This is a genomic window from Streptomyces sp. YIM 130001 (assembly GCF_003574445.1).
Taxonomy (GTDB): domain Bacteria; phylum Actinomycetota; class Actinomycetes; order Streptomycetales; family Streptomycetaceae; genus Streptomyces.
The window spans coordinates 186,665-209,994 of the sequence record NZ_KZ984555.1 but is presented as its reverse complement, the minus strand read 5'-3'; the positions used below and the strand labels follow the sequence as shown (position 1 = coordinate 209,994).

The 23,330-nt window shown below is 71.0% G+C and carries 24 protein-coding genes; 11 read left to right on the top strand and 13 right to left on the bottom strand.

Going from position 1 to position 23,330, the window contains the following annotated elements:
* Nucleotides 1–56: 56 nt before the first annotated feature.
* The 3 genes from DSC45_RS16485 (at nucleotide 57) to DSC45_RS16475 (ending at nucleotide 3,368) form a co-directional block, all read left to right on the top strand.
* A complete protein-coding gene (locus tag DSC45_RS16485) occupies nucleotides 57–1,724 on the top strand; it encodes a S1C family serine protease (RefSeq protein ID WP_119291863.1) in 1,668 nt (555 codons plus the stop codon).
* Between the two features lie 255 nt (nucleotides 1,725–1,979).
* Entirely contained in the window at nucleotides 1,980–2,477 is a 498-nt protein-coding gene (locus DSC45_RS16480; protein WP_119291556.1) for a sec-independent translocase, read from the top strand.
* Between the two features lie 279 nt (nucleotides 2,478–2,756).
* Complete coding sequence (locus DSC45_RS16475) at nucleotides 2,757–3,368, top strand: hypothetical protein (RefSeq protein WP_240434667.1); 612 nt, start codon at nucleotides 2,757–2,759, stop codon at nucleotides 3,366–3,368.
* A 137-nt stretch (nucleotides 3,369–3,505) separates the two neighbouring features.
* Here DSC45_RS16475 and DSC45_RS16470 read toward each other — a convergent pair whose 3' ends face one another.
* From DSC45_RS16470 to DSC45_RS16460, 3 genes are all read right to left on the bottom strand, one after another.
* Nucleotides 3,506–4,639 carry an Mrp/NBP35 family ATP-binding protein gene (locus tag DSC45_RS16470; RefSeq protein WP_119291859.1) on the bottom strand — a complete coding sequence of 378 codons (1,134 nt, stop codon included), beginning with the start codon at nucleotides 4,637–4,639 and terminating at the stop codon, nucleotides 3,506–3,508.
* A 136-nt stretch (nucleotides 4,640–4,775) separates the two neighbouring features.
* The gene (locus DSC45_RS16465) at nucleotides 4,776–5,336 is read right to left on the bottom strand and encodes a DUF1003 domain-containing protein (RefSeq protein ID WP_119291555.1); all 561 of its coding nucleotides are present in this window, start codon (nucleotides 5,334–5,336) and stop codon (nucleotides 4,776–4,778) included.
* Nucleotides 5,326–6,600 carry a magnesium transporter MgtE N-terminal domain-containing protein gene (locus tag DSC45_RS16460; protein WP_119291553.1) on the bottom strand — a complete coding sequence of 425 codons (1,275 nt, stop codon included), beginning with the start codon at nucleotides 6,598–6,600 and terminating at the stop codon, nucleotides 5,326–5,328. The genes DSC45_RS16465 and DSC45_RS16460 overlap by 11 nt, the downstream gene beginning before the upstream one ends.
* A 191-nt stretch (nucleotides 6,601–6,791) precedes the next feature.
* Between DSC45_RS16460 and DSC45_RS16455 the strand changes: the two genes are divergently transcribed.
* Nucleotides 6,792–7,547, top strand: a complete 756-nt coding sequence (locus tag DSC45_RS16455) for a hypothetical protein (protein ID WP_119291857.1) — start codon at nucleotides 6,792–6,794, stop codon at nucleotides 7,545–7,547.
* 27 nt (nucleotides 7,548–7,574) lie between these two features.
* Here the strand turns inward: DSC45_RS16455 and DSC45_RS16450 are convergent, their stop codons facing one another.
* Both DSC45_RS16450 and DSC45_RS16445 read right to left on the bottom strand, forming a co-directional pair.
* On the bottom strand, nucleotides 7,575–8,093 hold the full coding sequence (locus tag DSC45_RS16450; protein WP_119291552.1) for a hypothetical protein: 519 nt from the start codon (nucleotides 8,091–8,093) through the stop codon (nucleotides 7,575–7,577).
* A 66-nt stretch (nucleotides 8,094–8,159) separates the two neighbouring features.
* Nucleotides 8,160–9,284: a magnesium and cobalt transport protein CorA gene (locus DSC45_RS16445; RefSeq protein ID WP_119291550.1), complete on the bottom strand. Its 1,125-nt coding sequence runs from the start codon at nucleotides 9,282–9,284 to the stop codon at nucleotides 8,160–8,162.
* 472 nt (nucleotides 9,285–9,756) lie between these two features.
* On the opposite strand from DSC45_RS16445, the gene DSC45_RS16440 reads away from it, so the two are divergent.
* On the top strand, nucleotides 9,757–10,350 hold the full coding sequence (locus DSC45_RS16440) for a suppressor of fused domain protein (RefSeq protein WP_119291548.1): 594 nt from the start codon (nucleotides 9,757–9,759) through the stop codon (nucleotides 10,348–10,350).
* A gap of 35 nt (nucleotides 10,351–10,385) precedes the next feature.
* Here DSC45_RS16440 and DSC45_RS16435 read toward each other — a convergent pair whose 3' ends face one another.
* The gene (locus DSC45_RS16435) at nucleotides 10,386–11,639 is read right to left on the bottom strand and encodes an MFS transporter (protein WP_119291546.1); all 1,254 of its coding nucleotides are present in this window, start codon (nucleotides 11,637–11,639) and stop codon (nucleotides 10,386–10,388) included.
* A gap of 209 nt (nucleotides 11,640–11,848) precedes the next feature.
* Here DSC45_RS16435 and DSC45_RS16430 point away from each other — a divergent pair, with 209 nt between their 5' ends.
* The 3 genes from DSC45_RS16430 to DSC45_RS16420 all read left to right on the top strand — a co-directional run bounded on the left by DSC45_RS16430 (nucleotide 11,849) and on the right by DSC45_RS16420 (nucleotide 14,248).
* Entirely contained in the window at nucleotides 11,849–12,490 is a 642-nt protein-coding gene (locus tag DSC45_RS16430; protein ID WP_119291544.1) for a DUF6758 family protein, read from the top strand.
* Between the two features lie 130 nt (nucleotides 12,491–12,620).
* Nucleotides 12,621–13,484 carry a PHP domain-containing protein gene (locus tag DSC45_RS16425; RefSeq protein ID WP_119291542.1) on the top strand — a complete coding sequence of 288 codons (864 nt, stop codon included), beginning with the start codon at nucleotides 12,621–12,623 and terminating at the stop codon, nucleotides 13,482–13,484.
* Between the two features lie 158 nt (nucleotides 13,485–13,642).
* The gene (locus DSC45_RS16420) at nucleotides 13,643–14,248 is read left to right on the top strand and encodes a MarC family protein (protein WP_119291540.1); all 606 of its coding nucleotides are present in this window, start codon (nucleotides 13,643–13,645) and stop codon (nucleotides 14,246–14,248) included.
* Nucleotides 14,249–14,370: 122 nt separating this feature from the next.
* Here the strand turns inward: DSC45_RS16420 and DSC45_RS35745 are convergent, their stop codons facing one another.
* The 3 genes from DSC45_RS35745 to DSC45_RS16410 all read right to left on the bottom strand — a co-directional run bounded on the left by DSC45_RS35745 (nucleotide 14,371) and on the right by DSC45_RS16410 (nucleotide 17,680).
* On the bottom strand, nucleotides 14,371–14,523 hold the full coding sequence (locus DSC45_RS35745; RefSeq protein ID WP_162929244.1) for a hypothetical protein: 153 nt from the start codon (nucleotides 14,521–14,523) through the stop codon (nucleotides 14,371–14,373).
* 238 nt (nucleotides 14,524–14,761) lie between these two features.
* Nucleotides 14,762–15,625, bottom strand: coding sequence for an alpha/beta fold hydrolase (locus DSC45_RS16415; protein ID WP_119291538.1), 864 nt, complete (start codon nucleotides 15,623–15,625; stop codon nucleotides 14,762–14,764).
* 141 nt (nucleotides 15,626–15,766) lie between these two features.
* Nucleotides 15,767–17,680 carry a DEAD/DEAH box helicase gene (locus tag DSC45_RS16410; protein WP_240434684.1) on the bottom strand — a complete coding sequence of 638 codons (1,914 nt, stop codon included), beginning with the start codon at nucleotides 17,678–17,680 and terminating at the stop codon, nucleotides 15,767–15,769.
* Nucleotides 17,681–17,889: 209 nt separating this feature from the next.
* Between DSC45_RS16410 and DSC45_RS16405 the strand changes: the two genes are divergently transcribed.
* A complete protein-coding gene (locus DSC45_RS16405) occupies nucleotides 17,890–18,657 on the top strand; it encodes a ferritin-like fold-containing protein (protein WP_119291536.1) in 768 nt (255 codons plus the stop codon).
* Nucleotides 18,658–18,699: 42 nt separating this feature from the next.
* Here DSC45_RS16405 and DSC45_RS16400 read toward each other — a convergent pair whose 3' ends face one another.
* The 4 genes from DSC45_RS16400 to DSC45_RS16385 all read right to left on the bottom strand — a co-directional run bounded on the left by DSC45_RS16400 (nucleotide 18,700) and on the right by DSC45_RS16385 (nucleotide 20,647).
* Nucleotides 18,700–18,966 (bottom strand): hypothetical protein, encoded by a 267-nt coding sequence (locus DSC45_RS16400; RefSeq protein ID WP_119291855.1) that lies wholly within the window; start codon nucleotides 18,964–18,966, stop codon nucleotides 18,700–18,702.
* A 210-nt stretch (nucleotides 18,967–19,176) separates the two neighbouring features.
* Complete coding sequence (locus DSC45_RS16395) at nucleotides 19,177–19,404, bottom strand: DUF3107 domain-containing protein (RefSeq protein WP_205571346.1); 228 nt, start codon at nucleotides 19,402–19,404, stop codon at nucleotides 19,177–19,179.
* A 157-nt stretch (nucleotides 19,405–19,561) separates the two neighbouring features.
* Nucleotides 19,562–20,215: a TetR/AcrR family transcriptional regulator gene (locus DSC45_RS16390; RefSeq protein ID WP_119291532.1), complete on the bottom strand. Its 654-nt coding sequence runs from the start codon at nucleotides 20,213–20,215 to the stop codon at nucleotides 19,562–19,564.
* 213 nt (nucleotides 20,216–20,428) lie between these two features.
* Nucleotides 20,429–20,647 carry a hypothetical protein gene (locus tag DSC45_RS16385; RefSeq protein ID WP_119291530.1) on the bottom strand — a complete coding sequence of 73 codons (219 nt, stop codon included), beginning with the start codon at nucleotides 20,645–20,647 and terminating at the stop codon, nucleotides 20,429–20,431.
* Nucleotides 20,648–20,864: 217 nt separating this feature from the next.
* On the opposite strand from DSC45_RS16385, the gene DSC45_RS16380 reads away from it, so the two are divergent.
* Entirely contained in the window at nucleotides 20,865–21,878 is a 1,014-nt protein-coding gene (locus DSC45_RS16380) for an alpha/beta fold hydrolase (protein ID WP_119291528.1), read from the top strand.
* Between the two features lie 12 nt (nucleotides 21,879–21,890).
* Nucleotides 21,891–23,252 (top strand): DUF3152 domain-containing protein, encoded by a 1,362-nt coding sequence (locus DSC45_RS16375; protein ID WP_119291526.1) that lies wholly within the window; start codon nucleotides 21,891–21,893, stop codon nucleotides 23,250–23,252.
* The last annotated feature ends 78 nt before the right edge of the window (nucleotides 23,253–23,330 follow it).

Here is a 23,330-nt window from a genome sequence, read left to right as displayed (position 1 = left end):
TCGCCACTCCGGCGCAGGGCACCCACGTACCGCCGAACACCGCGCAAGGTACCCAGGTGCCGCCTGGTTCCGCGCAGGCGCTCGCGCAGCAGCCCATCGCCACTCCGGCGCAGGGCACCCACGTGCCGCCGAACACTGCGCAGGCGTCGGTACAGCGGGAACCCGGCGAGCAGGACGGGGTCGGCCACGCGCAGCGGCAGGCCGAAGGCCCGCAGGTCTCCGCCGTGGGGCAGCCCCCGTCACGGTCGAACGAGCACGCCCAGGAACCGCGCCCGCAGCCGGCGCCTGCCCGCCTCCCGCACCAGCAGCCCCCGCCAGCCCAGACCCCGCCCCCGCATCCCGGCCCGGCGAGCGCCCCCCAGCAGTCCGGAACCCCCGCCCAGGGCACGCACCTCCCCTCCGCAGGCGCCGCCCCCCAGCCCGGCACGGCCGCGCCCCCGAGTGCCCCCCAGCCCGCCCCCGAACATCACCCCAATCACCCGGACCAGCCCGGTCACCCCCACAACCCCGGCCCACCGGCTGCCCCCTGGCAGCACTACGACCCGTGGCGCGTCCCGGCCGGAGCACCTCTGCTGCACCCGGTCGGCCCCGGCGGCGGTCTCAAGGAGCGGCGCGGCCGGCGCCGCGGACTGCTCGTACTCGGGGCCGTCGCCCTCGCGCTCGTCGCGGGCGGTATCGGCGGCGGTATGGGTGCGTACTGGGAGCGCAACGGCGGAGTCGGCGCGGTCGAACTCCCGCAGACCGACAAGGAGTCCAGGGACCGCGCCCCCGACAGCGTCGCCGGTATCGCCGCCAGCGCACTCCCCGGAGTCGTCACGCTGCATGTGAACGGCGGCGGCGCGCAGGGCACGGGCACCGGATTCGTGCTCGACAAACGCGGTCACATCCTGACCAACAACCACGTCGTCGAGCCGGCGGGTTCAGGAGGCGCGGTCACGGTGACGTTCAGCGGCGGCGAGACCGCCAAGGGCCGCGTGGTGGGCCGCGACTCCGGCTACGACCTGGCCGTAGTCAAGGTCACTGCGGTCTCCGGCCTCAAGCCACTGCCGCTCGGCAACTCGGAGAACGTCCAGGTGGGCGATCCCGTGGTGGCCATCGGCGCACCGTTCGACCTCTCCAACACGGTCACCTCCGGCATCATCAGCGCCAAGGAGCGCCCCATCACCGCGGGCGGCGAGGACGACGGCAGCGACATCAGCTACGTCAACGCGCTGCAGACCGACGCCCCGATCAACCCGGGCAACTCCGGCGGCCCGCTGGTCGACTCCGAGGCGCGCGTGATCGGCATCAACAGCGCCATCCGTTCCGCCGGGAGCGGCGCGGACCAGGAGGGCGGCGGGCAGTCGGGCTCGATAGGGCTCGGCTTCGCCATCCCGGTCAACCAGGCGAAGCGGGTCGCCGAGGAGCTCATCAACGACGGCCGGGCCACCCATCCGGTCATCGAGGTCACCCTCGACACCCGCTACAACGGCGACGGCGCCCGAGTGGCCGAGAAGGGCGCCAACGGCTCCCGCGCCGTCACCCGGAACGGCCCCGGAGACAAGGCGGGCATCGAACCGGGCGACGTGATCACCGAGGTCGACGGGCAGCGCGTGCACTCCGGCGAGGAGCTGATCGTCAAGATCCGGGCCCACGAGCCCGGCGACAAACTGAAACTCACCCTGGAACGATCCGGGAACGAACGCTCACTGGCCCTGGTCCTCGGTGCCTCCCACGGCGACTGAGGAGCCCGGGGGCCGGCCGGCTCGACGTACCGGCAGAACGCGCAAACCGCCCACGTCCGACCACCACCCACCCGCCGAACACCGTCCCGTGCCTCGAACCGCCCCAGGACAGTACCGGCCGTACAGCATCGGCGGGTACCGTGGACCCTGCCCGCGCCCGGCCCGCCCCGACGGACCAAGGAACCGACGGAACCGAAGGACCGGTCTGGCACGGGATCTCCTGCCCGGGCCGCGGACTTCGCTAGGAGCTGCAAGGTGTTCAATGACATAGGCGCACTTGAGCTGGTCACGCTCGTGGTCCTCGCCGTGCTCATCTTCGGTCCGGACAAGCTGCCCAAGGTCATTCAGGACATCACCGGCTTCATCCGTAAGATCCGTGAATTCTCGGACAGCGCCAAGCGGGACATCCGCGAGGAGCTCGGCCCCGAGTTCAAGGACTTCGAGTTCGAGGACCTGAATCCGAAGACGTTCGTCCGCAAGCACCTGGACTCCGACGAGCTCGGTCTCAAGGAGATCCGTAACGGCTTCGACCTCAAGAAGGAAATGAACGAGGTCGCGGACGCGGTGAACGGCACCGAGAGCGAATCCGCCGCAGCGCCGTCGCTCACCAAGGACACCCCCTCGGCCAAGGACACGAGCTCCGCGCCGTCCCTGTCGAAGGACTCCGCGCCCTCGCTCACCAAGGACAGCGGTACGGGCGCATCGAAGCAGCCCGCCGAGGACCGCCCGCCCTTCGACGCGGACGCCACCTGAGCCCACGCCCGCAGGTCCCGCGGCGCGCCTCTCACTCGTCCGAGCACCGTCTGACACGCCGACGCGTACCGCCCGTAGGGTGACGGCTGCCTCAGTGCAAAAACTGTCGAAGGCACCCCAATCGGCCGCGTAATCCGGGCAAATGCCGATCGGGTGCCGCCATGAGAGCCGTCTCGCCCGACCAGGGTGGCTATTCTCCTGAGTTGTTGTCCGGACTCAGGACGCCCGAGGGGGGCGGGCCACTCCGGACCGACTGCGAACGAGGAGGCGGCCGGACAGATGCAGACGAAGAGTCAGACAGGCGCGCGCACGGTCGACGGTTATCTCCTGGCGCCGTTCCCGTGGTACGGCCTCGACGAGGCGTTCACGGGTCCGCGCTGGCTGATGCAGGTCGGCGCGGGCGCGGACGGCACGGTCGAGCACGGTTCGGTCGGGCACGGCGACGAGCCGTCCGTACGCTCCGAGGCCACCCTGGACCGTGAGCGCTTCGCGGTCGTCGTGACCGTGGCCTCCAGCCCGCTCAGGGACAGCGCGGACGGTACGGGCATGCTCGAGGCCACTTCGGTGTCGTCGGCCGCCTGGCTGGCCGGCGTGGGGCTGCTCACCTTCACCTGGCCCGGCCAGCTGGACCACACGTTGCGCGACGACTGGCTGGACCAGCAGACCGAGGCGGCCTGGGTGCTCGCGGACGACCTGGACGGCGCGGACTGGACGAGCCTGTCGCTGCCGGTGAACGGAGTCCCGGTGCCGTTCCACTACCGCGAGTCGGAGTTCGGCTGGGTCCTGGCGGGCTCCACGCAGGAGGGCGTGCACCTGGGCGCGTACGGCCGGGGCCTGAGCGCCTACGGGCTCGGTTTCGCCGAGATCAAGGACATCGCCTCGTACGCCTGAGAACCGCTCGGCCCACGGCCGGGACGGCGCCCGGCCGCCCGACCACGGCCGTGCTGCCGCGTGAACGCCGATGGGGCGCTCTCCCGCAGGAGAGCGCCCCATCAGTGCGTGCGGGCCGGAACGGCGGCCCGGAGAGCTCAGAACTTGTTGCGCGGGGTGATCCCCAGAGCCATGCCCGACAGGCCGCGCTGCCGCCCGCCGAGCTTGCCGGCGATGGAACGCAGCGCCGCACCGGCCGGCGACTCGGGATCGGTCAGGACGACCGGCTTGCCCTCGTCGCTGCCTTCTCGCAGCCGCACGTCGATCGGGATCGCGCCGAGGACCGGCACCTGGGCGCCGGTCGTCTTGGTGAGCCCCTCGGCGACCCTCTCGCCGCCGCCGGTGCCGAACACGTCGACCATCTCGTCGCAGTGGGGGCAGGGGAGCCCCGACATGTTCTCGACCACGCCGACGATCTTCTGGTGGGTCTGCACCGCGATCGAGCCGGCCCGCTCGGCGACCTCCGCCGCGGCCTGCTGCGGGGTGGTGACGACCAGGATCTCCGCGTTCGGCACCAGCTGGGCGACCGAGATGGCGATGTCGCCGGTGCCGGGCGGCAGGTCGAGCAGGAGTACGTCCAGATCGCCCCAGTAGACGTCGGCGAGGAACTGCTGGAGTGCGCGGTGCAGCATCGGCCCGCGCCAGACCACCGGGGCGTTGCCCGGGGTGAACATGCCGATCGAGATGACCTTCACGCCGTTGGCCGAAGGCGGCATGATCATGTTCTCGACCTGGGTGGGGCGGCCCTCGGCGCCCAGCATCCGGGGCACCGAGTGGCCGTAGATGTCGGCGTCCACGACGCCGACCTTGAGGCCGTCGGCGGCCATCGCCGCCGCGAGGTTGACGGTCACCGAGGACTTGCCGACGCCGCCCTTGCCGGAGGCCACCGCGTAGACCCGGGTCAGCGAGCCGGGCTGGGCGAACGGCACCTCGCGCTCCGCGGTGCCGCCGCGCAGCGAGGTGGCGAGCTCGCGCCGCTGCTCGTCGCTCATCACGTCCAGGGTCACGTCGACGTGGGTGACGCCCTCGACCGCGGCGACGGCGTCGGTGACGTTCTGCGTGATCGTCTCGCGCATGGGGCAGCCGGAGACCGTCAGATAGACGGTGACGGCGACCGCTCCGTCCGTGCCGATCTCGACCGATTTGACCATGCCGAGCTCGGTGATCGGCCGGTGGATCTCGGGGTCGTTGACCGTCGCGAGCGCATCACGCACCGCGTCTTCGGTCGGCAGGGAAGTCTCGGTAGCCATACGGGAAATAGTACGGCCGAGTAGCACCGGCCGACCGGTCGCCTACGTCACGTACGACGGTCGCCTTCGTCACGTGCCACGACCGGCCCGAGACGGCCGCCCGGTGAGCGCGGAGGCGTCAGCCCCGCGGCCGGTCCCCGTCCTCCGTGGACGGGCCTGCGACCGGAAGGCGCGACTGATCCAACTCCCGTACGAGGTCCTGCAGTTCGGAGCGGATCCAGTCACGGGTCGCCACCTCGCCGAGACCCATCCGCAGGGCGGCGATCTCGCGGGTCAGGTACTCGGTGTCGGCCATCGACCGCTCGTTCTGGGTGCGGTCCTGCTCGAGGTTGACGCGGTCCCGGTCGTCCTGCCGGTTCTGCGCGAGCAGGATCAGCGGAGCCGCGTACGAGGCCTGCAGGGACAGGGCGAGGGTCAGGAAGATGAACGGGTACTCGTCGAAGCGCAGCGGCTTCGGCATCGCGATGTTCCACACCACCCACAGGATGATGAGGATCGTCATCCAGACGATGAAGCGCCCGGTGCCGAGGAAGCGGGCGATCTTCTCCGACATCCGGCCGAAGGCTTCCGGGTCGTACTCCGGCAGCAGCCTGCGGCGCGGTGCGCGCGGCTGGTCGAGCCGGATCCGGGAGCGGGGTTCGACGGCCGTCCTGGCGTCCCGCTCGCGCTCAGCCGCCACTGGTCACCTCCGGCGGGGAATGGAACTCCGTCTCGCGCCAGTCCTCGGGCAGCAGATGGTCGAGGACGTCGTCCACCGTCACCGCGCCGAGCAGCGACCCGCTGTCGTCCACGACGGGCGCCGCCACCATGTCGTACGTGGCGAAGAAGCTGGTCAGAGCGGTCAGCGGGGTGTTCGGGGCGAGGGTCTGCAGATCGCGGTCGAGCATCGCGCCCACCAGCGTGAACGGAGGATCGCGCAGCAGCCGCTGGAAGTGCACCGTGCCGAGGTACTTGCCGGTCGGCGTCTGGTCGGGCGGGCGGCACACGTAGACCTGCGCGGCGAGTGCGGGGGAGAGGTCGGGGTTGCGCACCCGGGCGAGCGCGTCCGCGACCGTGGCGTCCGGCTGGAGCACGATCGGCTCCGTGGTCATCAGACCGCCCGCGGTCCGCTCCTCGTACGCCATGAGCCGCCGTACGTCCGCAGCGTCGCTCGGCTGCATCAGGGTGAGCAGCCGTTCGACATCCTCCTCGGGCAGCTCGCCGAGCAGGTCCGCAGCGTCGTCCGGGTCCATCGCCTCCAGGACGTCGGCCGCCCGCTCCTCCTTGAGCTTGCCGAGGATCTCGATCTGATCGTCCTCGGGCAGCTCCTCGAGTACGTCCGCGAGCCGGTCGTCGTCGAGCGCCGCGGCGACCTCGGCGCGGCGCTTGGCGGAGAGGTGGTGCAGCACGTTGGCCAGGTCGGCGGGCCGCAGCTGCTCGAAGGTGGCGAGCAGATTCTCCGCCCCCTGTCCCTGCTCCTCGAGCGAGAACCCGGTCACCGCCGACCACTCGACGGTGAACGCCTCCGCCTTGCGCCGCAGCGCCCCGCCCTTGCCCTTGCGGACGAAGACCTTGTCGATCTCCCAGTCCCGGCGGGCCGGCAGCTGCTGCACGGCGATGTCCAGGACGGTCACGTCCTCGCCGGTCTCCACGAGTGTCACGCGGCGGTCGAGGAGTTCGCCGAGCACCAGGCGTTCGGTGGGGCGCTGCTCGAATCTGCGTACGTTCACCACGCCCGTGGAGATCACCTGGCCGGAGTCGATGCCGGTGACCCGGGTCATCGGCAGGAAGATCCGGCGGCGGGTGGACAGCTCGACGACCAGGCCGAGCAGCCGGGGCGGGCGGTTGCCGATCCGCAGGATGACGACCAGGTCGCGGACACGGCCGACCTGGTCGCCGTTGGGGTCGAAGACCGCGGTGCCCGCGAGGTGCGAGACGAAGATCCGGGAGACGCCTGCCGCCATGCCTCCTGCCTCCTTCCCGTCCGTGTGCCGGTTTGCCACGCTTTGTAGTCGAAGTCGAGGTTCAGGCTAGTACGGGGCATTGCGGCGCGCCCTGCCTCGGCCTCGGACGGGCTCTCTGCAAAGGACCGCAGATGATCCCGGTACGCTGCCGTACTGCCGTGGAGGTCCCTGATGAGAGGCGGCGCCGCAACGTGACTGCAATCGCTCCTGGCCGCACCCGTCGTACCGCGGGAGTCGCCGTGCTGTGTGCGAGTCTCGCGGTCGTGGGGCTCGCCGGCTGCAGCGACGGCGAGGAGGACCCCGACGCCGGGACCAACGGCGTCGGCAAGCTCTCCGCCGCCAGGATCCAGAGCAAGTCACGCAAGGCCGCCACGGCCGCCGACTCGGTCCGGCTGTCCGGTTCGGTGGTCAGCAAGGGCGCGACGTACAAGCTCGACATGCAGCTGACCGGTGACGGCGGCAGCGGCGAGGTGCGTTCCGCGAGCCGCACCTTCCAGCTGCTGAGGGTCGGCGAACAGCTCTATCTGAAGGCGGACGCGGACTTCTGGACCTCCGGCAAGGAGTCGGGCGGCAAGTCCGACGACGCAGCGGCCGGCAAGCTCGACGGCAAGTTCGTGAAGGTTCCCAAGGGCGATCAGTCGTACCGCCAACTGAGCGGCTTCACCGACAAGAAGCTGCTGCTCGACGGTCTCCTGACGCTGCACGGCAAGCTCGACAAGGGCGAGCGCGGCAAGACCGCCGGACGGCGCACCATCGAGCTCACCGGTGACAAGGGCGCGGGCGGCACCCTCGACGTCTCTCTCGACGGGCCTCCGTACCCGGTGATGCTCGAACGGGCAGGCGGCGCGGGCGTGCTCAAACTCGCCGACTGGGGCAAGGAATTCAAGGTCGAGCCGCCCTCCAAGGGCGAGACCGTCGACTACGGGCAGCAGTTGCCGTCCTCGTGACCGGGGGCGGCCGGCCCGTCCCCTGCCCTAGCGCTTCTTGGACTTCCCACGCCGGAACAGCAGCCGGGGAAGCGCCCCCGGTACCGGCTCACGGGTCGTCGCGGATGTCGGCAGCGGTGCGGCCGCGAGTGAACCGTCCGGCAGTCCGGTCAGCGCCTCGAGCGGCTCGAGACGCAGAACGCGGCACTCGCGGGCCCAGCGCTCGGTGAGCTGCTCACTGTCCGGGGCGTTGAGCCGCTTGCCCTTGAGTTCGGCGGCCGCGGTCTCCCACTCCTCGGTGCCGGGCGGCAGTTCCACCACGCGGGCGGTCCAGGCCAGCAGGCGGCCGCCCTTGTCCTTGCTGCGGACGGTGACCTCGGCGGTGGCGTCCGCCACGAGCCCCGGCAGCGGCTGCTCGCCCGGACCGTCGCCGACGAGCAGGGCGGCGCCTTCGTGCCATACGTGCCACAGCGCGCGGTCGGGACCGGTGCCACGGACCCAGACGAGACCCGACTTCTTCGTGGCCTCCTCGATCAGGGCCCGGTCGAGGAGCGGCTCAGCAGTCATGCGGGCAGCCTATGCGAGGGGGCTGACAGCGCGCCGGGGTGTGCTCCCTGGCACAGGCCGCCCTCTTCACAGCCAGCCGTTCCGCTTCAGCGTGCGGTGGATGGTCAGGCAGATGCCCGCGATCCCGACGAGGACCATCGGGTACCCGAACTCCCAGTGCAGCTCGGGCATGTGGTCGAAGTTCATGCCGTAGACCCCGCAGATCATCGTGGGGACGGCGATGATCGCGGCCCACGACGTGATCTTGCGCATGTCCTCGTTCTGCGCGACGGTCGCCTGGGCGAGGTTGGCCTGCAGGATCGAGTTGAGCAGCTCGTCGAAGCCGACGACCTGCTCCTGCACGCGCGCGACATGGTCGGCGACGTCACGGAAGTACTTCTGGATGTCCGGGTCGATCAGGCGCATCGGACGCTCGCTGAGCAGCTGCATCGGCCGCAGCAGCGGCGCGACCGCACGCTTGAACTCCAGTACCTCGCGCTTGAGTTGGTAGATCCGCCCGGCGTCGGTGCCGCGCGCGCTGCCCTTTCCGCGCGAACTGCCCTTGCCCGTACCGGAGAAGACCTCGATCTCGACCTCGTCGATGTCGTCCTGCACCGCGTCGGCGACCGCGATGTACCCGTCGACGACGTGGTCGGCGATGGAGTGCAGTACCGCGGACGGGCCCTTGGCCAGCAGCTCGGGATCGTCCTGCAGCCGGTGCCGCAGCGCCCGCAGGGACCCCTGCCCGCCGTGCCGCACGGTGATGAAGAAGTCCCGTCCGGTGAAGCACATGACCTCGCCGGTCTCGACGATCTCGCTGGTGGCCGTCAACTCGTCGTGGTCCACGTAGTGGATGGTCTTGAAGACGGTGAACAGCGTGTTGTCGTAGCGCTCCAGCTTCGGCCGCTGGTGGGCGTGCACCGCGTCCTCGACCGCCAGCGGGTGGAGTCCGAACTCCGAGGCCACGCCGGAGAATTCGGCTTCGGTCGGCTCGTGCAGACCGATCCAGGCGAAGCCGCCCTCGCGACGCACCCGCAGCATCGCCTCGTGCGGCGTCAGCGGCTGGTCGGTCCGGACGCGCCGGCCGTCCCGGTAGACGGCGCAGTCGACGACGGCGGTGACGGCCTCGGGGGGCCGTGTGGCGTCGTAGGGGGTGCCGCCCTTGCGCAGCGAAGGGCTGACGGCGGCACGCAGGTCGCGAATCATGGACATGGCAGGCTCCTTCTGCGGCGCGGCTGCCTGCGCGCGGGTGGCACAGCCCGGAATGAGGACGTACGGCGTGCTGTCACGTCCGCAAAGCGGGCGGCACCGCACCGGCGCGGTGGCGGCCTTCGCTACTGACACGGATCGAACTTCGGTTCGCTGCTCTTCCGTCGGTGCGGCATGCCTGGGGCCGGAGGCGTTTACCCGGCGGTGGGCCGGGTACGGAGTCATTCGGCCCGAGGGAGCGGTTACCTGGTGGCGGAAGAACAGGTAGTACTGCACGGTCGACTTCGGTCCATGTCAGCCCCACCTCCTCCGGCCGGTCCCCCGTGGGGGAGTGTCCGCGTCAGGGACGGACGGCTCGATGAGCCCTTGCCCGGGACGCTGCTGCGTCCTGCCCTGACCAGCGGCCAAGGGTAGCAGTCCGTCGCGGTGTCAAGGCCCCGCTTTGCGCGCTCCCGACGAGTTCTATGCTCGCCGCATGGCAGATGTTCTTGCGCTGGTCGAGGCCAGGTTGCGTACGGCACTCGGTGAACCGGACGCGCGGGCCGCGGTCACCTTCCTCGGCACCGACCGCATCGAGGTGCTCCGCTTCGCCGCCCCGGCCGCCGGCGGCCTCGTCCGCTACGCGACGCTCGGCATGGCCGCGCAGCCGATGGCCGACCCCACGGCCGTGCTCGCCGATCCGCTGCGCGGGCCGCGCGCCGAGCTGGTCCTTACGGTCCGTGCCGGTCTCGCCGACACCGACAAGGCACTGCGTCCGCTCGCCGTACTGGCCGCCTCGCCGCAGGTGGAGGGCGTCGTGATCGCCCCCGGTGCCTCCCTCGATGTGGGTGAACCGCTGTGGCCCGGCGCCCCGTTCACCTCGGTCCTCGTCGCCGAACCCGGCGGGCTCGTGGACGACCTGGAGCTCGACGAACCGATGGACCCGGTGCACTTCCTGCCCCTGCTGCCCATGACACCGAACGAGGCGGCCCACAAGCGGGTGCACGGCGCCGCCGAACTGCAGGAGCGCTGGCTCAGCCACGGCACGGACGTACGCGACCCCCTCCGCGCGAGCGTGCGGCTCGACTGAGTGCGGAGAGGGCCCGAAGTGCGAGGTGCGCGGGGTCAGTTGGCGAAGACCGTGATCCCGTCCTCGGTGCGGTGCATGGGCTCGTGCTCCTCGGCCTCCATGGTGAGTGCCGAACGCCGGGCCCATACGATGCCCGCACCGATCACGGCTGCGACCGCGGCGACCACGAACGGCATCTCGATGCTCGTCCACTCCTCGATCTTCGGCGCCAGGAACGGTGCGGCCGCCGCGGCGAACCAGCGCACGAAGTTGTAACCGGCACTGGCCACGGGCCGGGGCGCGTCCGAGACACCGAGGGCGAGTTCGGTGAACACGGTGTTGTTCACGCCGATGCAGGCGCCGGACACGATGGTCCCGACCACAGCCGCGGTGTGGTTTCCGTAGCCGAGTACGAGCAGGTCGGCCGCCAGCAGGACGAGCGAGCCGCCCAGCACCCGCAGGGACCCGAACCTGGCCTGCAGTCGCGGCGCCACCAGCACCGAGAAGACGGCGAGCAGCACACCCCAGGCGAAGAACACGGCCCCCGACTTGTACGGCGTCATGTTCAGCACGAACGGGGTGAAGGCCAGGATCGTGAAGAAGGCGTAGTTGTAGAAGAACGCCGAGGCCGCCGCGGAGGCGAGGCCGCCGTGCCCGAGCGCCTTGATCGGGTCGGCCAGCGACGTCTTGCGGGCCGGCTTGGGCTGTTCCTTCAGGAAGGCCGTGATCGCGACGAATCCGATCGCCATCAGTGCCGCGGTGCCGAAGAACGGGTAGCGCCAGCTGGCGTCACCGAGCAGCGCGCCGAGCAGCGGTCCGCAGGCCATGCCGAGGCCCAGCGCCGATTCGTAGAGCAGGATCGCGGCGGCGCTGCCGCCGACCGCGGAGCCGACGATGACGGCCAGTGAGGTCGATACGAAGAGGGCGTTGCCGAGTCCCCAGCCGGCCCGGAAGCCCACCAGTTCACCGACGGATCCGGAGGTTCCGGAGAGTGCGGCGAAGACCACGACGAGCGCGAGCCCGGCGAGCAGGGTCTTGCGTCCGCCGATCCGGCTGGAGACGAAGCCCGTCACCAGCATGGCCAGGGCCGTGATCAGGAAGTACGACGTGAAGAGCAGCGAGACCTGGCTGGCCGAGGCGTCGAGACCTTTCGCGATGGACGGCAGGATCGGGTCGACGAGGCCGATCCCCATGAAGGCCACCACCGAGGCGCCGGCCGTCGCCCAGACCGCCTTCGGCTGGCGCAGGACGCTGCTCGCGCCCTCGTCGAACGGATCTTCCCCGGCAGGGCTTTCCTTGCTGCTGCGCATGCCTGTTCCTTCCTGCTCCTTCGGTCGCTGCTGTGTACACACAATAAGTTAGCTTGGCTAATTAATGCAAACTACATCTAATTGCGCCCGGTGAGGCACGGTCATGCCCGGAAGCCCTTGTCCCGTACGGACGGTCGACGCCACGGCCGGGGCACCGGACGGGTGATCGTCCTTGACGGAGTGACCGGCGGGGAGGACCGTGGGGCGCTATGAGGGGCGAACCCAGTTGCCCGAAGTGTGGTGGCCGGGTCAGGGCTCCCGGCCTCTTTGCCGACACCTGGCAGTGCGACCTGCACGGGGCGGTGCATCCGCTGCAGCCCGTGGTTCCGCCGAGCGTCGAGGCGCTCGGCGTCGTCGTACACCGCTCTCATGTCCCTGTCTGGATGCCCTGGCCGCTCCCGGTCGGCTGGCTCTTCACCGGAGTGGCCTGCGCCGGCGACGACCGCAGCGGCGGACGCGCCACCGCGGTGGCCTGCTCGGGCCCGGGACCGCTCGGTGGTCCGGGTGAACTGATCCTGGTGGCCGAAGAGTTGGGCGTCGGCCTCGGTGCGCGATACGCGGGCATGGACGGCCCGGACCCCGGCCCGTACCTCGACATGAACAAGCCGCCGGGGGCCAAGCTCCTCGCGGCCGGCCGGCCCACTCCGCTCTGGCACGTCGCCGCGGCGCCCGAGGACCGGGCGGTCTTCGTCGGCGAGGCGCGAGGCCTGTGGCTGTGGGCGGTCCTCTGGCCGGAGCAGACCAGCCTGCTCATGTACGACGAGCTGGTCCTCACCGATCTGCGCGACGCCGGTGCCGAGGTGGATCTGCTGCCCTGCGGTGCGCTGTCCCCGCGGATCCTGCAGGTCTGAAGCGGGCGCCTGCCCGGTTCGGCGCGGCGCGGGGCCGTCCGCGCGGCCGTTACCCTTGAGCGTCCCCAGCCGGTGGCGCGCCCGTGCGCCCGGCTCCGTCCGCACCGATTCAGAACCTGGAGTCAGCGCCGTGCGCATCGACCTGCACACCCACTCCACGGCCTCCGACGGTACGGACACCCCCGCCGAGCTGGTCCGCAACGCCGCCGCCGCGGGACTCGACGTCGTCGCGCTGACCGACCACGACACCACCCGCGGTCACGCGGAGGCCGCCGCGGCCGCTCCCGAGGGCCTCACCCTCGTCACCGGCGCCGAACTCTCCTGCCGCCTGGGTGACACCGGCCTGCACATGCTGGCGTACCTCTTCGACCCCGAAGAGCCCGAACTCGCCCGTGAACGCGAACTGGTCCGCGACGACCGGGTGCCGCGCGCCCGCGCGATGACCGCCAAACTGCAGGAGCTCGGCGTACCCGTCACCTGGGACCAGGTCGCACGCATCGCGGGCGACGGATCGGTGGGCCGCCCGCACATCGCGGAGGCGCTCGTCGAGCTCGGCGTGGTCGGCTCGGTCTCCGACGCCTTCACCGCCGAGTGGCTCGCGGACGGCGGCCGGGCGTACGTGGACAAGCACGAGCTGGACCCGTTCGAGGCGATCCGCCTGGTCAAGGCCGCCGGGGGAGTCACGGTCTTTGCCCACCCGCTCGCCGTGAAGCGCGGTGACGTGGTGCCCGAGGACGCCATCGCCGAACTGGCCGCGGCCGGTCTCGACGGCATCGAGGCCGACCACATGGACCACACCCCCGAGACGCGCACCCGGCTGCACGGCCTCGCCGCCGACCTCGGCCTCCTCGCCACCGGCTCCAGCGACTACCACGGCAGCCGCAAGAGCTGCGTACTCGGCGAGTTCACCACCGACCCCGAGATCTACGGCGAGATCACCCGGCGGGCCACCGGCGCGTTCCCGGTGCCCGGAGCCGGGGGACCGGCACGCTGACCCTGCACTTCCCGTAGCAGGGCCCTCTTCCTCGTCCGTGCTCCCGGCCGCCTCCGGCCGCCGGTCGCCCTGCCGAGCGCCCGCGGGTCCGTCCGTCGCCGCCGGATCACGCGTGCGCCGTTCCGTTTCGTTCCACCACTCACTGCAAGGCCACAGCTGTGTTCGACTTCGCCGTCTTCGGATCCCTCTTCCTCACCCTTTTCGTGATCATGGACCCTCCCGGGATCACCCCGATCTTCCTCGGGCTGACCTCCGGGCGGCCCGCTAAGGTGCAGCGCAAGATGGCCTTCCAGGCGGTCTGCGTGGCGTTCGGCGTGATCGCCGTCTTCGGTGTCCTCGGCCACCAGATCCTCGACTATCTGCACGTCTCCGTACCGGCACTGATGATCGCGGGCGGACTCCTCCTGCTGCTCATCGCGCTCGATCTGCTCACCGGCAAGATGGAGGAGCCGAAGCAGACCAAGGACGTCAACGTCGCCCTCGTACCGCTCGGCATGCCGCTGCTCGCGGGGCCCGGCGCGATCGTCTCGGTGATCCTCGCGGTGCAGAACGCGGACAGCGCGGGCGACCAGATCTCCGTCTGGTGCGCGATCGTCGCGATGCACGTGGTCCTGTGGCTGGTGATGCGCTACTCGCTGCTGATCATCCGCGTGATCAAGGACGGTGGCGTGGTCCTGGTGACCCGGCTCGCGGGCATGATGCTCTCGGCGATCGCCGTACAGCAGATCATCAACGGCGTCACGCAGGTGATCCAGGGTGCCTGAAGCGCCGCCTCGCCGATCCGGGAACGCACAGCGCCCCCGTGCCTCTGTGCACGGGGGCGCTCCTCCTGCTGGTTACGACGTCCTGCGCTCCGAGAGCGCGGCCGTGAACCGGTGGTGCGGCGTTATGAAGCCGCGCATTCGGCCGGGCGGATGTAGATGCGCTGACCGGTAGCGGCGGCCTGCTGCACGATCCGATTGACGGAGGCGGCGTCCACGACGGTGCTGTCAACGGCGCTGCCGTTCACATCGTCAAGGCGCATGATCTCGAAGCGCATACGGCTTCTCCCTTCGTCCGGTGATCCTCCTGAGGAGAACTGGCTACTGCAGGGTGCAACGAGGTGCACTGAGCAAACATTCCCTACGCTAACGAAAACTTTCGCGCATCTAATTACTGATGCGTAAGGAGATGAGTACACGTGTGACCTGGGCCACCCCGAACCATGTTCGCCCAAAAGTGGCGTGACCGCAGAACTTCGGTGAATTCCGGCTGCCGCGGGCCACTCGGCCCGTCGCTCAGCCCGTCCGCTCCACGCCGTCCCAGAACTCGACGAGCGCCGCCGCGGTCGTTCCGGGACGGTCCGTGTTCGGCGAATGCTCGGCACCCGCGATCACGGTCCGGTGCGCCCGGAGGCGTACGGCCATCTCGTCGATGAGCGGAACCGGCCAGGTCTCGTCGCGCTCACCGGACAGGACGTGCTTGGGCAGCGGGACGCGCGCGAGGTCGTCGACCCGGTCCGGCTCGCCGGCCAGCTGGGCACCGGTCGCGATCAGCTGGGCCGGGCTGTTGCGCAGCCAGCGGGCCTGCAGATCGGGGGTGTCATGGTCGGTGTCGGTTTCATCGAGCGGCGGCTTCTCCAGCGCCTGGATCGCGTCCCACACCTCCCGCATGCTCATGGTCTGCAGCGCACCGCTCAGGAGGTCGACGCGCGACCGCTGCGACGGCGAGATCCGGGCCGGCCCCGACGACATCAGGGTCAGGGAGCGGAACGGCCGTGCGTCGAGCAGCACCGCCGCCCGCGCGATCTGGCCCCCGAGCGAGTGCCCGAGCAGGTGCACGGGCCCACCCACGGCCTCGGCCTGAGCGAGCACGTCACGAGCCAGCTCCTGCTGCGCGTACGCCGCCGGGTCGTCGGGGCCAGGCGTCTCGTACTGGCCCCGACCGTCGACCGCGATGCAGCGGTAGCCGGCCTCGGTGGCCGGCTCGAGCAGGGCCATGAAGTCCTCTTTGCTGCCGGTGTATCCGGGCAGCAGCAGAGCGGTTCCCCGCGTCTGCTCACCCTCCGGCCGCGCATCGAGTACGGCGAAGCTGCCCCGAGTCGTGTCCAACAGGGCACCACGGGCACAGGCTGGGGGCACGAACGAAGGCGGCCGACTCATGCCCCCGACCCTACCGACCGCCCGATCAAGCCAGTCCGGTCAGCCCGGCGACGGAGGCCGGCACAGAGGGCCGACAACGACCGGTGGCCCGTCCCCCGAGGGGAACGGGCCACCGTGGCACTGCACGACCGGTGAGCGGGCTCAGCCCTCGGACGCGGCCGTCGGCGCGGCCTGCGCCGGCTTCCGCGTACGCCTGCGGGCGGGCTTCGCCTCGGCGTCTCCCGCGGCCTCCGCCGCCGGGGCAGCGTCCGCGGCGGGCTTCGCGGACCGCGTCCGACGACGGCGCGGCTTGGCAGGCGCCTCTTCCGACGCGTCCGCGGCCGGGGCGGCCGTCTCGGCGATCGCGGCTGCGGGAGCAGCGTCCGCCGAGGCCCGAGTCCGGCGACGCCTGCGCGGAGCACGCTCCTCGCCGGCCGCGGACTCGTCCGAGGCCACCGGGGTCACCGGTGCGCCCTCGGCGACGGCTGCGGTGGACGCGGCGGCCTCGTCGACCGTCGTGCCTGCGCGCGTCCGACGCCGCTGACGCGGGGTACGGGTCCGCTTCGGGCGCTCCTCGGCGGGGGCCTCCGCGCCGCGGCGACCACCACGGCCGCCGGACTTGGAGCCACGGCCGCCGGTCTCGCCGAGGTCCTCGACCTGCTCGGCACGGAGCCCGGCACGGGTGCGCTCGGTGCGCGGCAGCACACCCTTCGTACCCTCCGGAATGCTCAGGTCCGTGTACAGGTGCGGGGACGTCGAGTAGGTCTCCGGCGGGTCGCTGAGGCCCAGGTCGAGCGCCTTGTTGATCAGCTGCCAGCGCGGGATGTCGTCCCAGTCGACCAGTGTGATCGCGATGCCCTTGGCGCCCGCGCGGCCGGTGCGGCCGATGCGGTGCAGATAGGTTTTCTCATCCTCGGGCGACTGGTAGTTGATCACGTGCGTGACGCCCTCGACATCGATGCCGCGCGCCGCGACGTCGGTGCACACGAGGACATCCACCTTGCCGTTGCGGAACGCGCGCAGGGCCTGCTCGCGCGCACCCTGGCCCAGGTCGCCGTGGACGGCGCCGGACGCGAAGCCGCGGCGCTCCAGCTGCTCGGCGATGTCGGCCGCCGTGCGCTTCGTACGGCAGAAGATCATCGCGAGCCCGCGGCCGTCGGCCTGCAGGATGCGGGCGACCATCTCCGGCTTGTCCATGTTGTGCGCGCGGTAGACGTGCTGCGCGGTGTTGGCCACTGTCGCGCCCTGGTCGTCCGGCGCGCTGGCACGGATGTGCGTGGGCTGCGACATGTAGCGGCGAGCGAGGCCGATCACCGCGCCCGGCATGGTCGCCGAGAACAGCATCGTCTGGCGCTTCACCGGAAGCATGTTGATGATCTTCTCGACGTCGGGCAGGAAGCCCAGGTCGAGCATCTCGTCGGCCTCGTCGAGCACGAGCCCGCGGATCTTGGAGAGGTCGAGCTTGCGCTGGCCGGCCAGGTCGAGCAGCCGTCCGGGGGTGCCGACGACGACGTCGACGCCCTTCTTCAGCGCCTCGACCTGCGGCTCGTAGGCACGGCCGCCATATATGGCCAGTACGCGCACATTGCGGACCTTGCCCGCGGTCTGCAGGTCGTTGGTCACCTGGGTGCACAGCTCGCGCGTGGGGACCACCACGAGGGCCTGCGGCGCCTCGGTGAGCTTCTCGGGCTGCGCCCGGCCCGCCTCGACGTCGGCGGGAACGGTGACGCGCTCGAGCAGCGGAAGCCCGAAGCCGAGCGTCTTGCCGGTGCCGGTCTTGGCCTGCCCGATGACGTCGGAGCCGGACAGGGCTACGGGGAGCGTCTGCTCCTGGATGGGAAAGGGGGACGTGATGCCGACGGCCTCGAGGGCTTCGGCAGTCTCGGGAAGAATCCCGAGCTCTCGGAACGTAGTCAGGGTGCTGCCTCTTCTGTGAGACGCGGAGCGAGGCGAACGCCGGGGGTCTTCACCATGCCTGTAAGCATCCGGCCGCTGGGGGCGATGCCGGGTGGCACGGGACCACTGCCGCCACTCGAGCACTCGTGCCGCTGAGGGCCCCTCCTGCGCACACACCATGGCGTACGGCCCGGAGGGCTGTCGGGTCGGAGCCGATCGGGCCACCGACCGGGCATCCTCATTCGGATGGCCCGTCACATACTTGGCGGGCGCAATATCACTGTACCCCGGAAACGCGCAGGCGTGTCTGCCGAATTCGTCACGTTGTCGTCGTCACAGTCCATGACCAGGGGCTTACGCGCCCACGGGGGCGGGCTATTGTGCGGTTCATGGAGACGTCTGACAACGCCCGAGCCAGCGAAGCCGACCGCCAGGCCGACGGGAGCAGCCCCGAGGCGCCCACCGGGATCGCCGCGCAGGACTGGGCGCAAGCCTCCGGCGACCCCCAGTACCGGGCCGCCGTGGTGGACCTGCTCGGCGCGCTCGCGTACGGCGAGCTCGCGGCCTTCGAGCGGCTCGCGGAGGACGCGAAGCTTGCTCCGACGCTCTCCGACAAGGCGGAGCTCGCGAAGATGGCGTCCGCCGAGTTCGCCCACTTCCAGCAGCTGAGCAACCGGCTCTCCTCGATCGGCGTGGAGCCGACCGACGCGATGGAGCCGTTCGTCAGCGCGCTCGACGGCTTCCACCGGCAGACCGCGCCGTCCGACTGGCTCGAAGGTCTGGTCAAGGCGTACGTCGGCGACTCGATCGCCAGCGACTTCTACCGTGAGGTAGCGGCCCGCCTCGACTCGGACACCAGGACGCTGGTGCTGACCGTCCTCGACGACACGGGTCACGCCGAGTTCGCCGTGGAGAAGGTGCGGGCCGCGATCGAGGCCGAGCCGCGCGTCGGCGGACGGCTCGCACTGTGGGCCCGCCGGCTGATGGGGGAGGCCCTCTCCCAGTCGCAGCGGGTGGTCGCCGACCGTGATGCCCTGTCGACGATGCTGGTGGGCGGTGTGGCCGACGGCTTCGACCTGGCCGAGGTCGGCCGGATGTTCTCCCGGATCACCGAGGCGCACACCAAGCGGATGGCAGCCTTGGGGCTCGCGGCCTGATCGTCGCCCTGCCGTACTCGGTGCCGCGTCGGCGACGGCCCGTCAGACCGTCGCCGAGCGATGCACCCGGCCCACCGGGCGGATGAGCAGGGACAGCAGGGCGAGGCTGAGAACCACGGCCCCGGCGAGCGTCGGGAACAGATGGCCGTCGCCGAGCGCGGAGTGCGTGATGAACGCTCCGAACAGGGCTCCCACGACACCGGTGCCGAGCACCAGGCGACGGGACGGCAGCCGGTGGGCCAGCCGCAGGGTCACGCCCCAGGCGAGGCCGAGACCGAGCAGAGCCGAGACCAGCGTTTCCAAGATCATCATGCCCTCCCGTGCGGTCACTGCCTTCGGTCCAAGCCGTCCTACCCTCGGCGAACCGGACGCAACCCTCACGGGCGACCCCGCACCGGCACGTGCGTGAGCCGCCGCGCGGGTGCCGGTACGACTGTGGCCCGGCGGTCGACGACCACCGGGCCACACCCGTACTTCACGCTTCTCGCGGATCCGGCGCAGAGCCGGGGACCGCACGCCTCACAGGGCGCTGAAGCCCACCTTGCGCGCGCTCTGCTCGCCGATCTCCACGTACGCGAGGCGGTCGGAAGGCACCAGGACCTTGCGGCCGTGGTCGTCCACGAGGGAGAGCAGCTGGGACTTCCCGCTGAGCGCCTCGGCCACCGCCTTCTCGACTTCCTCGGCGGTCTGCACGCTCTCCAGAACGATCTCGCGCGGCGCGTGCTGCACGCCGATCTTGACCTCCACGGCTTTGTCCCTCCGACGGTCAGTTTGTGCGCGGCCGTCCGCGCGGTACTCGGCACACATTAGCCCGGTGAGGGGACGGGGCACTTCGCGGCGCCGCACGCTCGCAGCGAACACGATCCGGGAACAAGGACGCCTCGCCCGTCCTGCCCGGCGTACGTCAGGACTCGTCGCCCGGCTGGTCCGTGCCGTGCAGCGGGAAGCCGGCGATGCCGCGCCACGCCAGTGAGCTCAGCAGCGCCACCGCCGTGTCGCGGTTCACCTTGCTCTCGCTGTGCAGCCAGTAGCGGGCCACGACCTGGGAGACGCCGCCGAGGCCGACGGCCAGGAGCATGGCCTCCTGCTGCGGAAGGCCGGTGTCCTCCGCGATCACGCCGGCGATCGCCTCGGCGCACTGCAGAGTGACCTTGTCGACGCGCTCGCGCACCGCGGGTTCGTTCGTCAGGTCCGATTCGAAGACGAGCCGGAACGCTCCGCCCTCGTCCTCGACGTAGGCGAAGTAGGCGTTCATCGTCGCCGCCACCCGCTGCTTGTTGTCCGTCGTCGACTCCAGGGCCGTACGGACGGCCTGGAGCAGCGACTCGCAGTGCTGGTCGAGCAGCGCCAAGTAGAGGTCGAGCTTGCCGGGGAAGTGCTGGTAGAGGACGGGCTTGCTGACGCCGGCCCGCTCCGCGATGTCGTCCATGGCCGCCGCGTGGTAGCCCTGCGCGACGAACACCTCCTGGGCAGCGCCGAGGAGCTGGTTGCGGCGCGCCCGGCGCGGCAGGCGCGTACCCCGGGGGCGCGCTGCCTCTGTCTGCTCGATGGCTGTCACGCCGCCTCCCACATCTGGCACAACTAGCTGGTTCGGAACAATCACGGCCTTCGAGCGGCCGTGCCGTGTCGCGGTGTGCGGCCGCCCGGCCATCGTACTTTTCGGTAACCGTCGTGTGCGCGTCGCGGACGGAGAATTTCACGCACCTGACGCCTCGCACGCACGCTGCAATGACGCGATACGAGGGCAAAGGGGACGCCGGGTCGCCGCAGGTCAGCGATAGTCGTCCTCGTCGAGCTCCACCACACGTGCCTGCTCGGCGGCGTCCGCGGGGTCCGCGGAGTCGGGGTCGTAACGGGGTACGTCTTCGTCCCGGTGCTGCTGCAGGTCGATGCGCTGCTCGGCGGCATCGGCCTCCGGGGTCTGCTCGTCGAAGTCGTCCCCGGTGTTCTCGTCGGCGAAGGTCTCCGGGTCGCTCGGGTCGACAGTCATGGGGGACCCCTTTCCGGGGGAGCGCTCTCGCTAACGAGCGTAGGCCCACTGTTTGCCGTCCCGCCTGCCGGAGGGTGCTTTTGCGCAGGTATCCGCCCTCCCACGCGTGGGAGGGCGGATACCTGTCGGGCGGCGCGATCGGCGGACGAGCGCAGCCCGTTGTGGTTGTGACGGCGAACACGTGATCCGTCGCGTGATGGTCTCGTAACATTGCCGCATGTCTTCGACCGAGCCGCCGGGTCCGATCGCCGCTGCGGCGACGCCCAAAACGCTTCCGGTCAGGGTCGCCGAGGGGGAGCGCATCCGCTCGGTCACGCTGCCGGGCCTCACTCTCTCGGTGCGCTCCCGGCCGCCGGCCCGAGCGGGCTTCGCCCCCGCCCTCTACGTGCACGGCCTCGGTGGTTCGTCGCAGAACTGGTCGGCCCTGATGCCGCTGCTGGCCGACGTCCTGGACGGCGAGGCGGTCGATCTGCCGGGCTTCGGGGACTCCCCGCCGCCGGACGACGGTGACTACTCGGTGACCGGCCACGCGCGCGCGGTGATCCGCTGTCTCGACGCGGGAGCCCGTGGCCCGGTGCATCTCTTCGGCAATTCCATGGGCGGCGCCGTCGTGACCCGGGTCGCCGCCATGCGGCCCGATCTGGTCCGCACCCTGACCCTCGTCTCGCCCGCGCTCCCCGAGATCCGGGTGCAGCGCACCGCGCTGCCCACGGCCCTGCTCGCCGTGCCCGGGGTGACCCAGCTCTTCGCCCGCATCACCCGCGACTGGACTCCCGAGCAGCGCACCCGCGGTGTCCTCGGCCTCTGCTACGGAGACCCGGGCAGGGTCACCGAGGAGGGCCTTGCGAACGCCGTGCACGAGATGGAGCGGCGGCTGCAACTGCCCTACTTCTGGGACGCGATGACCCGCTCCGCGCGCGGGATCGTGGACGCCTACACCCTGGGTGGCCAGCACGGTCTGTGGCGACAGGCCGAGCGTGTGCTCGCCCCCACCCTGCTGGTCTACGGAGGCCGCGACCAGCTCATCTCGTACCGTATGGCGCAGAAGGCGGCGCGGTCGTTCCGTGACTCCCGGCTTCTCACGCTGCCCGACGCCGGGCACGTGGCGATGATGGAGTATCCCGATACGGTGGCCACGGCATTCCGTGAACTTCTGGTGGACCAGGGGGAGTTGACCCCCGAAGGACACCAGGTGGCCGATCCGGGCACGGACACCGGCACAGAGAGCTGAGGCGGGCGGGGCGTGGGACGTCATGCGAGGCGCGGGGATCCGCGACCGGACGACACCGGTACCGGGCGTATCCCCGTCGTACCCCCGGCCGGCCGGGACGGCGCCCAGACGGGTCGCAGCAGGGGCACAGAGGCTCTGCGCGGCGCCGTGCATGTCCCGGGCCAGCGGCCGCTGCCGCGGGCTGCCCACCAGGCGCCTCCGGCCCCTCCGTCCGCCGACGGTGTCCGCGGCGGTCATCCCGAGCAGCGTGAACCGGGCGGCGGGTGGGGCTCCCTCGGCGGGCGCCCGGGACCGTACGCCGGACATCAGGCTCCGGGGGGCGGCGTCCCGCGCCCCGGCGGCCCCCGTCCTCCCGGTCATGGCGCGCCGGGCGGCCCTCCCTCCGGGCCCCGCCGTGATTACGTGGCCGCCTTCGACGATCTCTACGACGACCCGTACGGCGACGACGACGTCTTCGCCGCCGGTGCTCCACGCGCGCGTGATCCCTACGGCGCCGTCACCGAGTGGGACCCGGACCTCGACGATCGGACGGCACTGGCCGAGGAGCCGCCGCAGGCTCCCGAACCGCCGGCTCGAAGCAGCAGGGGCCGCACCTTCACCGGTATCGCCGCTGCCGCGGTGACCACCGTGCTCGCCGTCGTCGTGGCCGGCCAGGTGGCCGCCGACCGGCAGGACGAGTCCAAGCCGCAGGCCGCCGACAAGGACGACCTGCGCGAGGACCGGGACTCCGCGTCCCGTTCCGAGGAGCGCCCGCCGCCGGTCGAGCCCGACCGGCCCACGTACGACGACCTGATGGGCAAGAAGTACGCGCTGGCCGCCGATCTCAAGGGGTCGGGGAAGTTCGCCGCCGCGGGCGCGTTCGTCAAGGCGCCCGGCAAGGGCCAGAAATTCCGCTACCGCGTCGATGTCGAGAAGGGGATGGGGCTGGACGCCGGCCTGTTCGCCGACGCCGTCCAGAAGACCCTCAACGACAAGCGCAGTTGGGCGCACAACGGCGAGCGCACCTTCGAGCGCATCACGAGCGGCAAGCCCGACTTCGTGATCACACTGGCGAGTCCCGGCACCACCGCCACCTGGTGTGCCAAGTCCGGTCTCGACACCACCGAGGACAACGTGTCCTGCGACTCGGCCGCCACCGACCGCGTGATGATCAACGCCTACCGCTGGGCGCAGGGCGCGAAGACGTACGGCGACGAGATACACCCGTACCGGCAGATGCTGATCAACCACGAGGTGGGGCACCGGCTCGGCTTCAATCACGTGAACTGCAGCCAGGACGGCGCACTCGCTCCCGTGATGCAGCAGCAGACGAAGTTCCTCTCCAAGGGCGACATCAAGTGCAAGCGCAACGCCTGGGCGTATCCGCACAGTTGAGGCTCGGGCCCCGGCCGTGTTCGTCGGCGGGGGCGTGCGCCGGTGCATGCCCGGCGAGTTGCCCGGTTCCGGCGGCCG